Annotated in this window: 13 protein-coding genes and 1 CRISPR repeat array; of the genes, 1 reads left to right on the plus strand and 12 read right to left on the minus strand. The window is 36.8% G+C overall.

All coding sequences use genetic code 11. The annotated features are described in order from the left end of the window. The first annotated feature begins 419 nt into the window (after positions 1-419). Positions 420-1,742 (plus strand): phosphoglycerate transporter protein PgtP, encoded by a 1,323-nt coding sequence (gene pgtP, locus DWV85_RS05305; protein WP_123138213.1) that lies wholly within the window; start codon positions 420-422, stop codon positions 1,740-1,742. 120 nt (positions 1,743-1,862) lie between these two features. Here the strand turns inward: pgtP and DWV85_RS05310 are convergent, their stop codons facing one another. From DWV85_RS05310 to cas1, 12 genes are all read right to left on the minus strand, one after another. After that, the gene (locus DWV85_RS05310; RefSeq protein ID WP_123138214.1) at positions 1,863-2,636 is read right to left on the minus strand and encodes a hypothetical protein; all 774 of its coding nucleotides are present in this window, start codon (positions 2,634-2,636) and stop codon (positions 1,863-1,865) included. Between the two features lie 515 nt (positions 2,637-3,151). After that, a complete protein-coding gene (locus DWV85_RS05315; protein WP_077707823.1) occupies positions 3,152-3,505 on the minus strand; it encodes a Spx/MgsR family RNA polymerase-binding regulatory protein in 354 nt (117 codons plus the stop codon). Positions 3,506-3,591: 86 nt separating this feature from the next. Next, positions 3,592-3,912, minus strand: coding sequence for a HigA family addiction module antitoxin (locus tag DWV85_RS05320; RefSeq protein ID WP_123138215.1), 321 nt, complete (start codon positions 3,910-3,912; stop codon positions 3,592-3,594). Between the two features lie 85 nt (positions 3,913-3,997). After that, positions 3,998-4,213 carry a type II toxin-antitoxin system RelE/ParE family toxin gene (locus DWV85_RS05325; protein ID WP_243632526.1) on the minus strand — a complete coding sequence of 72 codons (216 nt, stop codon included), beginning with the start codon at positions 4,211-4,213 and terminating at the stop codon, positions 3,998-4,000. A gap of 356 nt (positions 4,214-4,569) precedes the next feature. Continuing rightward, positions 4,570-5,286: a DUF554 domain-containing protein gene (locus tag DWV85_RS05330; RefSeq protein ID WP_123138216.1), complete on the minus strand. Its 717-nt coding sequence runs from the start codon at positions 5,284-5,286 to the stop codon at positions 4,570-4,572. Between the two features lie 451 nt (positions 5,287-5,737). Continuing rightward, a complete protein-coding gene (locus tag DWV85_RS05335; RefSeq protein ID WP_123138217.1) occupies positions 5,738-6,337 on the minus strand; it encodes a DNA-3-methyladenine glycosylase I in 600 nt (199 codons plus the stop codon). Beyond that, positions 6,337-6,780 (minus strand): hypothetical protein, encoded by a 444-nt coding sequence (locus DWV85_RS05340; protein WP_165851643.1) that lies wholly within the window; start codon positions 6,778-6,780, stop codon positions 6,337-6,339. Before DWV85_RS05340 ends, DWV85_RS05335 begins: the two co-directional genes overlap by 1 nt. 694 nt (positions 6,781-7,474) lie before the next feature. Then, entirely contained in the window at positions 7,475-8,011 is a 537-nt protein-coding gene (locus tag DWV85_RS05345) for a flavin reductase (RefSeq protein WP_123138218.1), read from the minus strand. 460 nt (positions 8,012-8,471) lie between these two features. Beyond that, complete coding sequence (locus DWV85_RS05350; protein ID WP_123138219.1) at positions 8,472-9,731, minus strand: hypothetical protein; 1,260 nt, start codon at positions 9,729-9,731, stop codon at positions 8,472-8,474. A gap of 576 nt (positions 9,732-10,307) precedes the next feature. Next, a CRISPR array of direct repeats spans positions 10,308-11,455; the repeat unit is 26 nt; unit sequence TTTACAGAATTACACTACTCTCAAAC. Between the two features lie 64 nt (positions 11,456-11,519). Beyond that, positions 11,520-12,194: a type II-A CRISPR-associated protein Csn2 gene (gene csn2, locus DWV85_RS05355; RefSeq protein WP_123138220.1), complete on the minus strand. Its 675-nt coding sequence runs from the start codon at positions 12,192-12,194 to the stop codon at positions 11,520-11,522. Then, entirely contained in the window at positions 12,191-12,511 is a 321-nt protein-coding gene (gene cas2, locus DWV85_RS05360) for a CRISPR-associated endonuclease Cas2 (protein WP_207798796.1), read from the minus strand. Before cas2 ends, csn2 begins: the two co-directional genes overlap by 4 nt. Next, complete coding sequence (cas1, locus tag DWV85_RS05365) at positions 12,501-13,376, minus strand: type II CRISPR-associated endonuclease Cas1 (RefSeq protein ID WP_123138222.1); 876 nt, start codon at positions 13,374-13,376, stop codon at positions 12,501-12,503. The genes cas2 and cas1 overlap by 11 nt, the downstream gene beginning before the upstream one ends. Between the last annotated feature and the right edge of the window lie 5 nt (positions 13,377-13,381).

Below are 13,381 nucleotides of genomic sequence, written 5' to 3' on the forward strand. Positions count from 1 at the left end.
ACATGTTATGTATCGTTCTGTTTACCATTTTTATTGTTTATATACCCATGGGGGTATACCTTATGATTATGTTATACCCCTATGGGTATATTTGTGTCAACAACAAAATATGTACAATCATTCATATATAATAAAAAATACAGGTAAATACTGGATCTATTGAGATTATATTATTCATGCATAGCCTCATTACACAAATGTATGAACAGTTACTCATATATATTCGCAAATTTAATGATTTTTACATAAAAGATATTCTGATGATTCTCAATCTATTCAATACTATTTCACCCTAATCGATACTATCCATAATGCAGTTTCCTAATAACTATTTATTATAATAGAAAATTAAGTATAGTCGACTACATACCCAACATGGTATTATTACAAATGACATGTTGTAGAAAGGATGTGTAACAATGTCGATTTTCTCTCCTGCTCCTCATATTGAACGATTACCAGAGGCGCAAATCGATTCCACCTACAAACGTCTTCGACGCGAAGTCTTTGCAGGTACATTTATTGGTTATGCTACATTCTATTTGATCCGCCAAAACTTTAGTTTGGCTGTTCCGTACATGATTGCTGAGTACGGCTACACCAAAGCGGATCTCGGTATAGTTATGACCATCTTATCCGTAGCTTACGGCGTAAGTAAATTTGTTATGGGTAATGCGTCTGACCGCTCTAACCCAAAATACTTCTCCACAGTAGGTCTATTGCTGAGTGCTTTAGTTATGTTATTATTCGGCACCTTACCAGGTGTTATGAGCAGTATTCCTATCATGTGCGTGCTTGCCTTATTAAACGGTTGGTTCCAAGGTATGGGCTACCCTCCATATGCAAAAAACATGGTAACTTGGTTCTCCCGTTCCGAACGCGGTGCTTGGTGGTCTTGGTGGAACGTTTCCCACAACCTAGGTGGCGGCATTATCGCTCCTCTTGCTACGCTTGGCATCTACCTATTCGGTACATGGCATAGTATCTTCTTCTTCCCTGCCCTTATCTCTATCGTGTTAGCGATTATTACCTTTGTATTGTTGAAAGATACGCCTCAATCCTGTGGCTTACCGCCTATCGAAGAATACAAACACGAAGTCGTTCATACACATACAGCAAATGAAGAAAAAAGTACTTTCAAAGAAATCTTCTACAAATATATTTTGCATAATAAATACTTATGGTATCTTGCGATTGCAAATATCTTTGTATACTTCATCCGTTACGGCGTAGTTAGCTGGGCACCGACCTACTTAACCGCTGTGAAAGGCTTCACAAAAGAAGGTTCCCGTTGGGCTTACTTCTTATACGAATGGGCTGGTATTCCAGGCATGCTTGTAAGTGGTTACTTAAGTGACCGCGTATTCCGCGGCCGCCGTGCTCCAGCTACGATTTGCTTCATGTTATTCGTTATCTTGGCGATCCTCGTATACTGGTTTAACCCTGCCGGCAATGTCCTCATCGATAACTTAGCACTCATTGCTATCGGTTTCCTCATCTACGGTCCTGTTATGATGATTGGCCTTCAAGCAGCGGACATGGTACCACGCGTAGCAACAGGTGGTGCTACTGGACTTACAGGCCTTCTTGGTTACCTCATCGGTTCTGCTGGTGCTGGTGCTTTCATGGGTCTCATGGTTGACCTCTACGGTTGGGATGGTGGTTTCATTGCCCTCGTTGGTGCATGTATCCTATCCATCGTCTTCCTACTCCTCACCCTTGGAGACAAAGGACAACAATAGAATATGTACTGTATAATACGTACTATATAATACGTAATGTAAAATACATACTGTACAACTCACTGTTGTATATACAAAACTCCCCTAGTAATCTAAGGATTACTAGGGGAGTTTAATTATTTATGCGACGCACAAAGAGCCGTTTAATACTTTCAAATTATACACGAGAGCGAGTCGCGCCAAGCCGTGCAATGCTGCGGCTGTTACAGGATTGATAGATCCTAACACACCAGCACCAATGATGGCAACGTGGAACATTATGGACACGATGAGTAGGCCCAAATGGCATTGTTTCGCCTCTTTTGAAAGCCCCGCCGTCGGAGAATTTTCATCTACAAGTGATCCCATCATGAGTGCCACAAGAACGAGCTCCAACGAGCATGGACAAAGGATAACTAGCAACGTAATGGTATGCATAAAGTTCTGTGTCAATGCATAGGAACCCATGGAAAGTAACATGACAGCCACAACGATAACAGATGAATAATTGTTGATGCCCTGACGTAATGCAACAAGCTGTGTAGGCATGGTCGGCAACATGTCATCATCCAATGTATAGTGCACGTCGCCCGTAATAAGCTGCTCTAAGAAGAAGCCACCATGTACGATGAGGCCCACATAAGCCGCCGTATGGTAATCTCCAATGGCAATGAGCGCCACCATGGCTATCACGATGAGAAAATTAGCATGAATCTCTAAATGATCCCAAATACTTTGCACGCTGTTGATGAGCAATGGCAAGCCACAAATGATGACTGTCACCCACGCCAAATCAATAGCTGGGTTCATAGGCTCCGTAAGCGCATCTAATATGATAAATAATAAGCCGAGTGCCAAAATAGCCCCCTGCGTGCGCAGAGACACCTGCGCTGATAAAGACTGTAAAAACTTCATATAGACCTCTCTATAAATGAAATACCGGCCTTACTTAATCCGGAAATACCTTTTACTTCTATAAATAATACTACTAACACTTATATTGCTAATACTTATATTGCTAATACTTAAAATACCCATAGGGGTATTGCTATGTGTAATTATTATACAAAACATAAAAGAAATATACAAATCAAATTTTTTAATAAATGAAAGGACCTATCTCTAAAAATAACTTAGCCGTAAAGAGGTCTTAGTTGTGAGCTCTAATTTCTTTATTAAAACGTAGAAAGAACAGGTCCCTAAAAACGACTTAGCTCGCTATGGAGCTCATTTTAATAGGCACTAGTTGAAAATACTAATTTCATATAAAAGGAAAAGACCCTATCTCTAAAAATGACTTAGCCGTAAAGAGGTCCTAGTTGTGAGCTCTAATTTCTTTATTAAAACGTAGAAAGAACAGGTCCCTAAAAACGACTTAGCTCGCTATGGAGGCTTTTAGGGACCTGTTCTTTCGGTTAACTAATATGAAATTAGAGCTTCAACGCCTCAACCCATTCTGCTTCTTTAAATCCAACGAGTACTTTGTCTTCAAGAACCAAGATAGGACGTTTTACAAGCATGCCATTAGATGCTAATAAAGCTAGTTTTTCTTCTTCGCTAAGGTTTGGCAATTTATCCTTTAATTGTTGTTCACGGTAAATCATACCAGACGTATTAAAGAATGCTTTCAAATCCTTACCAGATTGTGGATACCAAGCAGCAATTTCCTCAGCTGTAGGGTTTTCGGACTTGATGTCACGATCTGTGTACTTGATGTTATGATCATCTAAGAATTTCTTTGCTTTTTTGCATGTTGTGCATTTAGGATATTCAACGAATAACATAGGTTCTCCTTATATCAATATTCAATGTTATAACAACTTACTAATTTAAGATAATTGTACCAAATACATCGAAAATTATCAATATCTTATTGACAGTCTACGGGGTCTAATAAAGCACAATGTGCAATAGAGGCTAATACTTCATCCATACCCTCACTAAGTTTTGCAGTACGCAAATCAACATCCATCTGTAAACGCAAGAAATACCCTTCCGAAACATCAAAGTATTTCGCTAAACGCAACGATGTATCTGCTGAAATAGATCGTGTACCATTCAATATTTCTTGAATCCGTGAAACAGGCACATGTATATCCTTAGCCAATCGATATGCAGATAGTCCTAATGGATCCATAAACTCTTCTTTTAATATTTCACTAATGGTAGGTGTAGGAATAAACTTTTCCATATTAATTTCCTCTCTATTAATGATAATCTACAATTTCTACATCATAAAAACTACTACTATCTTTCACTTTAAAACACAGTCTATATTAACCATTAATCCGCAAACTATACTGACCAAATCGATCTCCTTGCAACAACTCCAAGCGATTACCTGGTGGCCAACGTAAATCTTGTAATGATTCAGCATTATCTAACAATAGTAATTTACGAAGAGCTAACCTTTGTATAAACGGAGAAAAGCGTTTAGAAAAGCTTTGATAGTAAACTTTTTCTGTTTCCTTATCCTTAAATCCGATAATCATAGAATCTCTCTTTCAATTATACCTGTTAAACAGGTATAATTCAATAACATATACTTGATGAAAAACTATACATAGAATTAAAATTATTCTACAAATAATTTTAATAAAGAGATTCTATAAAACATCATCTAATTCCTACACTTGAGATGACTCTATTGGCCACCTATTTCGGAATGTAATCAATTTACCCTATCGTCATAATTGAATTAAAACTATCATTAATTCCCACTTCAACTAAATTAATTTTAAAAAGTAAAAAGACCTACATCCTCGACCGTATCATGTATAAAATACATATTAAAGGTTGAGAGAATATAGGTCTCTTATAAAAATCTATGTATTATTTATAATACTAGTTATAGCAAAAATGTAAGTCCCATTGCCACGAAGATGGCTGGCAAAAGGTTTGCAATACGTACTTTGCCAGGCCAGATGAGGTCGATACCAACGCAGAAAATCAGAATAGATCCGACGTAAGATAGGTTATCGATGGCACTAGGTGTCATCAACGGCGCTGCAATATGTGCCATTGCCGTGATGAGCCATTGCGTAATACCTACAGGAATAAATGAAAACAGTGCCCCTTTACCCATAGAGGATACCATAACCATAACGATGATACCGTCGAGGATGCCTTTTAAAAGTAATGTCTGATAATTTCCAGTAAGGCCATCTTGAATAGAACCAAGTACACCCATAGCACCTACGGTAAACGTCAGAGATGCAGTGATAAAGGCGTGCGTAAACTTTGGATCACCAGCGTTGCCAGTGCGAGCTTTCACCCAGTCACCAAACACAGTAATCCAATGATTAAGGTCGATAATTTCGCCAATAACGGCGCCTACGACCATGCTAATAATCATCAACAGCGGGCCCGTTGTTTGTAGAGATCCATTGACAATGACAAGCATATACTGCATGGCCCCGCTCATACCGAGGAGGAGCACGATAAGACCGCTCACAATCATGAGCGTTTGCTTTAAATTTTCTTTCATAAAGCGACCAAACGCGAGGCCACATAGGCTGCCAGCTATGATGAGGCCAATATTAATGGCCGTTCCCAAACCAATCATATATTTCCCTTCTTTAATTGTGAAAGTAACACTATCAATTTACTTCAGTATAGCAATCATATCGAAATAAATCAATTTATATGGCGTAAAATATATAGTTGAAATTGGATTAATTTAAGTTTTTTTAGGACCATACATATAGCCTAATTAATGCTGCTATAGCTTTCCTTAATACAGTATGGCTCCTTTCATAACATTATATACAGCAAAAAGCCTCTACCCAATAAGGGTAGAGGCTCTGTATAGTTTATAGCGTTGAGAGAGAACTAATGATAGACCCGCTTAGGAGAGAGAGAGTATATGTGTTTATATATAAAGCGGGCCGACATGAGATGAGTCGCTATCGCCTCATCGACTTTAGTGTACACCCAATTCCACATAACAACAAATTCAATTATGTAAACACAAGTATGCATAAAAACTATTGTTAACTAATTTATACTTATCGCCCTTACGCTTCATCGTCTACAGGTAACCGTACGATATCTGCTGTTTTATTAATCTCCTCAAAGCAAGGACAGTCTTTACCGTGATCATTGATGAGGCCACTGGCTTGTAGATGCGAATAAATTGTGACAGGGCCTACAAACTTAAAGCCCCTCTTCTTTAGATCTTTGCTAATCCGAGTAGATAAACCATTCTTTGCAGGAAAATGACCTTCTGGATGGTTTTCATAAATAATCGTTTTATGATTGGTAAATCCCCAAATATAGTTACAAAACGAACCAAATTCAGATTGAATACCTTTAAAAGCAGCAGCATTATTGATAATAGCTTCAATTTTAGGACGATGCTTAAGCATCCCTTCTGTCTGCATGATGCGTTCAATGTCGCTTTCACCATAAGCAGCCACCGCATCAATATCAAAATGATCAAAGCATGCTCGAATAACATTTCGTTTATTCAAAATCGTAAGCCAACTGAGACCACATTGGAGACTTTCAAGACAAAGATGTTCAAATTGATGTTGGTCATCATGAATTGGTCGGCCCCACTCGTAATCGTGGTAATCCTGATATAAAGGCGTCGTCGGCCATTCACAAGTCGTCATCACACACCTCCATGCGCCCATACGAGGACGTCATACATGAGCGCTACCACGAGGCCCATTACGAGATGACCACCCACGTAAAATGGCACTAAATAATAAATGAATAAAAGTAAGGAATGCAAGGCTTTGCGGAGCCATACAATCGGCGTAGATGTGTCGCCACCTACCTTACTATCAAGCCAATTATGAACGGCGTAAATAGGCGTTCCTAAACGGCGAATCCAGTCTGGAACACGTACCCCAGGATTCAAACCAGGGCAGTAGAAGATCACCAAGGGCAACGCCACCACATCAATGACGAGCAATAGGGTTAACATAAAAGCAAACCAATCTAATTCGCCTTCCCACGTGAAGGGTTGTGCCATGAAACGGGCACCCCACAAATAGGCTTTGTATACGATATACGGTTCTAATAGCCATAATAAGGGCTTCACTACACTCATGGGACTACCTACACCAAACAAAAAATAATAAAAACTACGCATTTGCGTAGTCATTTCATATATACAACATTCCGATTATATCGACTGAATACCAAGGATATAGAGATTTTCTAGGCTAGAAAATCACTTCATACACACCATTTTTCCAGTCCTTACATACGTCGATTTTCATACTAATATTATATCAGATTTTACAATTCTTGTGGGATTATATTTTATAAAAATTTTATCAATTTACACTATTTATAGTACTGATCAACAAAAGGAGTCACTATATAAGCCATTTTCTGTAGTCAGCTCTTGTATATTCATTTTTCATCAAAGACATGACCTCTCTTAATCATGGGTTCTAAAAAATATAGGATTCAAATCAGATAGATTTATTCCAATAATATGTGGCATTTTATACTCATTAACTATGTTATTATAAATGCAGGTAGTAAATACCTTCTCACTTTCTCCTTTTGATAAAAATAGCAAAAAAGGCAGTCCCTAACGTAAACTGTATCTCTCAAAAATTGTGTCCAATTTTTGGGGATACAGTTCAAGGCTGCCTTTTTTGTTTGTCGTTTATTTATCTGTATTTATTTTATCTATCGTCTACACAATCGTATGTTATATAGGACTTATCTATTATGGATTCTGCCCTATCTTGCTAAGTAGCTATTAACTAAACAACTATTATTCTATGTTTCTATTGTTCTATAGCATCAACCACTTCGCCAATGTACATATAATGTGGTTCCCAACAATCATGCCCAGCTTGTGTATATACAGCAGGATTAGATGCGTAATAGTCTTTTATTTTTTCCGCCAAATGGGCTTCATCGAATTGGTGTTCATATAGCTTTTTACATACAAAGGTTAACTCTGCTTCTTTGAAAGTTACCCCATCGCCTGCCGCAACTGGCGTTAGGCCAGAATTTGCCACCTTATTTTCGTCGCGGCCAGAATGAGAACCTAAATAACCAAGAGCCTTGCGATAACTTTCAGGGAAAAAGCTAACTGTAAAGGTATCATATTTCGCCATAAACTCTTGAGTGTAACGCGCCGGATGGATGTACACCGTCACAGTGGATATATCGCCACCATTAGGGCCCCATATGTTGCCCATACTGCCCCAACTAACCGTACACGTATTAAAATTATCAAGCGTTCCAGCCGTAACAAGAGCCCAACGATTCTCAAACATAGTAAAAGCTTTATAATCCTTTGTTTCAAATGGTTTCATAAGAACCTCCAGTTTATCTCAATTTGACGATATAAATCTTTACCCCTATAATATAGGTAGATAGTCAGACGAGTCGTACCGTCAGGCTCATCTCTGAAAACAAAAAAGCTTGAGAAATGGCCTTTCAGTTATCGAATCATCTAAGATAACGAAGGGCTATTTGTCTTTTGTGAGACAAATAAGCGCTATTAAAGCTCCAAAAGCAATAACCACAGTTATCACCTGTAATAAGAGCATGATTATTTCATAATCACTCATAGGCTTATCCCTCCCTTCGATGACGAAGAGAGGCCCAACCTCGTCTAACTATCCTATGCTTATTATATAGCGAACTAATATGCGATACAATAAGCATTATATTATACAAATATATGAATACAGTAATAAAAGCCAAGCTAATTCTATGAATTAAAAGCTGGCGGTAATCGCTTACACCATAAAAACTTTAAAACTACATTTCTTATTGAGTTAATATTTTAATCCATTCCATATACCACGGTATAAATACTGGACTATTTTCGAGTTTCTCCTTATATGAACCTTCTTCTCGCCATTGTGGCTCTTTTCGTAATCTTGCCGCATCATCAAAGCCAACATATTCAATCATATCTCTCAACTGTTTATGTGTATAAGATGTTTTACTTTCATCATAATTAATGCGATAACTGTAAACGTATACAGAATCTTTCACAACATGACGAAGATAGGATTCACTATTAGGCTTATAGGAATCAACCAAAGAGCCTGCAATCCCATTGTTCCATACTACTGCATACTGTGTAGGTGTGTCTAAATCATTATATTTATGTAAAAAATATAATGTTGGGATCTTAATAATCGTTACATCTGGCTTTTCTTTCTTGATTAAACTACGTATTACCCGCATTTTAAATCCTGTATCCTCATAGGTTCTTACATCATATGTCTCGTCTTCCACAGTTTCACTGATGAGCTTAGCCGTTTTAGGAATACGATAGTTAAAATTACCCCAATGCTCAACATTAGTATAAGCATCTAATCCAGATAATGATTCGATAGATGGAATAATATAATTACTCATCACCACTTCAGGCGCTTTATCTTGATATGGATCCTCTGTATTTACCCAACCGCCATAGGTAATGCCATAAGATGTATTTGTATCATTTGGTGTAAATTCCGTATACATTACATGGGCATTATTTGACATGAGCTTCCAAGATGTGTTCCGTAATCCTGAATACATATATTTTCCTTTACTTTCAGAATATTTATTAAGCTCTTTAGCATGCGGTGGACCGACAACTAAAAACGCACTAAGGCTTCGAACAGCAAACAAGGGCCCTTGTTTTCCGGATGGAGACTCTACAACATCACCGCGTAAGCTAACATTTGGTACGGATAATCTGATATTCTTATCCCCTTCATGAAGCAACACAACTGTAGACTGCGAATAATCTGCAAGCTCCGAAGCCTTAACAAAACCAGACCGTTCTCGATATAACTTATCCAGTTTCGATGCCGGATTTACAGACTTCGATTCTACAAATTGAATATATGACTCTACCTCTTGCTTCGCTACCTTATTAATATGACGATAATTTTCATACGCATTAGCAGGAATACTCGCATCTGCGCCTGGAACAGGTGGCTGTCCTGCTGGCACTTCAATCTGTACAGCACTTATATTTATGGTGAAAGCAGTTGCTAGTGCCATCATAATCAATCTTTTACGTAACATAGTACCCTCTCTCAATTTTTATAAAATAAATAAGCACAACCTTGTTAACATAAGTATACTATGCAGATAAGGCTGTGCCTATGATTAATAATTTTATAATTTAGTATATAGGATTTACCTATATTGATATTTATAAGGTTCATCTCAATTTGACGATATAAAATAACCTTACTATAATATAGATAGATAGTCAGACGAGTAGTGCCGTCAGGCTCATCTCTAAATCATTAAAACATTAGGAAATGGCCTTTCAGTTATCTAGTTACACTAGGCAACGGAGGGCTATTTGCTTCTTGTAAGGCAAATAAGTGCTATTAAAGCCCCAAAAGCAATAACAATAGCCATTACTTGTAACAGGAGCATGATTACTTCATAATCACTCATAGACTTATCCCTCCCTTCAAAAACGAAGAGAGTCCCAACCTCGTCTAACTATCCTAAATCTATTATAGAGCGAACTAATATACGATACAATAAGCATCATATTATATAAATATATAAATTAACAAATAAAGCCGAACTACTAAAATAAGGTAGCTCGGCTTTTTATGTCGTTTCACAAATTTATAATCTACTAAATTCTAATTACATTACTCTCAAACCAAATCTTTAAAGAAGGATCTAATTTGCTCGTTTTAAAGGTTTACAGAATTACACTACTCTCAAACAAAATACTGAGTTTACAGAAATAGGCTTCGGTTTTAGAGATTTACAGAATTACACTACTCTCAAACTACACGGCCACAGCTATATTTTGTAGCGATGTTTTAGAGATTTACAGAATTACACTACTCTCAAACACCGTCATTAAATGGTTTCTCTGGTTTCTTGTTTTAGAGATTTACAGAATTACACTACTCTCAAACAGGTAAAACTAATGCTGAAATATGACGATAGTTTTAGAGATTTACAGAATTACACTACTCTCAAACGAGCCACCATTAGCACTATTCACGCCGACAGTTTTAGAGGTTTACAGAATTACACTACTCTCAAACATCTTCAGACGGCCAAATGAAATTGACTGAGTTTTAGAGGTTTACAGAATTACACTACTCTCAAACTACAAAGGCAGCTTAAACGGTGCTGGTCCAGTTTTAGAGGTTTACAGAATTACACTACTCTCAAACGGAGGTATTGTCAAATTCGGTGCAGAAGCTGTTTTAGAGGTTTACAGAATTACACTACTCTCAAACTGCGTATATGGGATTGCAAAAGAATCTGTTGTTTTAGAGGTTTACAGAATTACACTACTCTCAAACCGGCGCACTTAATGAGGAATATTGTGTATTGTTTTAGAGGTTTACAGAATTACACTACTCTCAAACATTCCACCTGCGCTTAAATGCATCTTCTTTGTTTTAGAGGTTTACAGAATTACACTACTCTCAAACTAAGATTGAGGATATCCGTATCAACTCTAAGTTTTAGAGGTTTACAGAATTACACTACTCTCAAACCTGCGCGCTGGTCCGATCGTGATTAAATAGGTTTTAGAGGTTTACAGAATTACACTACTCTCAAACACATAACTCATGCTCTAAACTATTACTAATGTTTTAGAGATTTACAGAATTACACTACTCTCAAACAAGAAAGGAGGTGGAATGATGGGAACAACCGTTTTAGAGGTTTACAGAATTACACTACTCTCAAACATATAGTATATCTAACTGGTTTAGGTGTTAGTTTTAGAGGTTTACAGAATTACACTACTCTCAAACCCCAAATTAAATTTGAGGCTCAAGAGTAACTCGGGCTACCACCAGGTGTAATTCTGTATACTCCTTAAATAACACAAAAATCATTATCTAAAATATACCCATTAATAAGACTTTTATCAAGATTTTCTTTAACAAAAGATCCTGTCGTTAAACAAACTAATCGTAATTGTCTACTCAACATGTTGTGATAAAATGTATTAATCTCATCATCATTTAAAACTAAATCTAGATTTACCATAATATATACCATGGGAGATAATAATGTATCAACCACTTCTATGTAGGACATGAAATCCATAATATCCCCTGTACGATTAAACTCAAAGTTAAAGCTACCTAACTTAATAAGTTCAGCAGTACCAATTTCAAGTTTATGTTGGATTGATAAAGGATATCCAAATTCTAAAGAATAATAAAAAGCATGAAGACGATTTACAATATCTGCCACCTCTTCTGTCATCAACAAGGCTTCTTTAGATAATTGATTTTGTAATTTGGTTAATAAGGCTTTACTATTTATATCTACATATAATGGATTAAGTATTATATGTCCATATTTATCTAAATTGAACGCCTTATTATTATCATTTAAAATCCAGGGGCCTTCCCCTCCATCGCATTGTATATCAAGCTCTGTGACCATACGTCGAAATACTTTACAATTCTCAAATGATATAACCGTTACCTTATCACTAGATACTTCAAAGTCTAACGTAGAATCTTGATACATCAATTTCATATCATAAGCACCCTCTCCGTTGAGTCTATAACCTCACTTTGCTTATCTCCTACTACAATCTCCATTCTTGAAAACTGTTTTTCTGTAACAGTTAACATAAACAAGCTACCACTAGGTGGCTTATTTTTACGTACATGGTCCATTATAATGTTGGCACTAGTTGTATTAAGAACTAATTTTGAGTACACAGATTCTTGTAACATGAGAAATCCTGATACAATTAAATACTTTCTAAAATTCCTATATTCTTTTCTATCTTCCGAAGTCGACGTCGGTAGATCAAACATCACTAGTATTCTCATAAATCTATAGCTCATATTCTATAAACCTAATCTCTGAAGCATCTTGATTCCGCAATGCATCAAATACACTTTTACAGTAAATGCGAATAGCAACACTAAATGTCTGAATAGTATCATTAATTTTTACATCTTCAGATAGTAATTCTATAAGTGACAATTTAACATCTCGATTAAATTCTGTAGGTATCGACTTGATAACAACCGCATCAACAAAGCCTCTCAACGGTTCCATCAAATCAGAACCTAAATTATACGGATTAAATTGATTACAATGATTAAGACCTAGCTGAGTAATATAACCTAACGATAAAATCTCTCGATTTACCGCAGAAAGCAATATCGCATATCCATAATTCAGTGCTGCATTAATAGCATTATCCTGTTCACGAGAAAATGATTTTCCAAACAAAGCATTAAAATATACTTTTGCAGCATGCCCCTCACGTTGAGTTTCATCATTTAGAGTCAACTCATCAAGATATTGGTATAGTAAATCTGCTTCAACTAACTCCTGATGCTGTAATAGCTCTGCTTGATTCATAATCTTACGTCGTACAATTTCTGTCCATATAGAAGCTTTCAACTCTTTAGACCATTCAGCCTGTTCAAAACATCGTTTACTACTATTGTGACTACCATGTAACGGAAGAAGCTCACTGGCTGGATTCCGTTTCTCATCACAAAACACAATAGCCACTTTTTTCTTAATCAACTCGTTTAGTAGTACGGCGGTGAGACTCACCGCCGTAGATTCAACAATCAGCATATATATTTCATCAATATATACCTTAGTCGTCTCAAAGTCTTTGCGAATAATCATGTAATTCATTTTAAAATCTAACTTAGAACGACTACTTATGACTACCGTACGCCAACTCATAATAA

It is taken from the genome of Veillonella sp. AF13-2, assembly GCF_003603295.1.
GTDB lineage: Bacteria > Bacillota > Negativicutes > Veillonellales > Veillonellaceae > Veillonella > Veillonella parvula_E.

What these genes read in the sequence shown, in the direction of transcription:
- pgtP (WP_123138213.1), top strand. Translation starts at nt 420, where the DNA reads ATGTCGATTTTCTCTCCTGCTCCTCATATTGAACGATTACCAGAGGCG.
- DWV85_RS05310 (WP_123138214.1), bottom strand. Translation starts at nt 2,636, where the DNA reads ATGAAGTTTTTACAGTCTTTATCAGCGCAGGTGTCTCTGCGCACGCAG.
- DWV85_RS05315 (WP_077707823.1), bottom strand. Translation starts at nt 3,505, where the DNA reads ATGTTATTCGTTGAATATCCTAAATGCACAACATGCAAAAAAGCAAAG.
- DWV85_RS05320 (WP_123138215.1), bottom strand. Translation starts at nt 3,912, where the DNA reads ATGGAAAAGTTTATTCCTACACCTACCATTAGTGAAATATTAAAAGAA.
- DWV85_RS05325 (WP_243632526.1), bottom strand. Translation starts at nt 4,213, where the DNA reads ATGATTATCGGATTTAAGGATAAGGAAACAGAAAAAGTTTACTATCAA.
- DWV85_RS05330 (WP_123138216.1), bottom strand. Translation starts at nt 5,286, where the DNA reads ATGATTGGTTTGGGAACGGCCATTAATATTGGCCTCATCATAGCTGGC.
- DWV85_RS05335 (WP_123138217.1), bottom strand. Translation starts at nt 6,337, where the DNA reads ATGACGACTTGTGAATGGCCGACGACGCCTTTATATCAGGATTACCAC.
- DWV85_RS05340 (WP_165851643.1), bottom strand. Translation starts at nt 6,780, where the DNA reads ATGAGTGTAGTGAAGCCCTTATTATGGCTATTAGAACCGTATATCGTA.
- DWV85_RS05345 (WP_123138218.1), bottom strand. Translation starts at nt 8,011, where the DNA reads ATGAAACCATTTGAAACAAAGGATTATAAAGCTTTTACTATGTTTGAG.
- DWV85_RS05350 (WP_123138219.1), bottom strand. Translation starts at nt 9,731, where the DNA reads ATGTTACGTAAAAGATTGATTATGATGGCACTAGCAACTGCTTTCACC.
- csn2 (WP_123138220.1), bottom strand. Translation starts at nt 12,194, where the DNA reads ATGAAATTGATGTATCAAGATTCTACGTTAGACTTTGAAGTATCTAGT.
- cas2 (WP_207798796.1), bottom strand. Translation starts at nt 12,511, where the DNA reads ATGAGCTATAGATTTATGAGAATACTAGTGATGTTTGATCTACCGACG.
- cas1 (WP_123138222.1), bottom strand. Translation starts at nt 13,376, where the DNA reads ATGAGTTGGCGTACGGTAGTCATAAGTAGTCGTTCTAAGTTAGATTTT.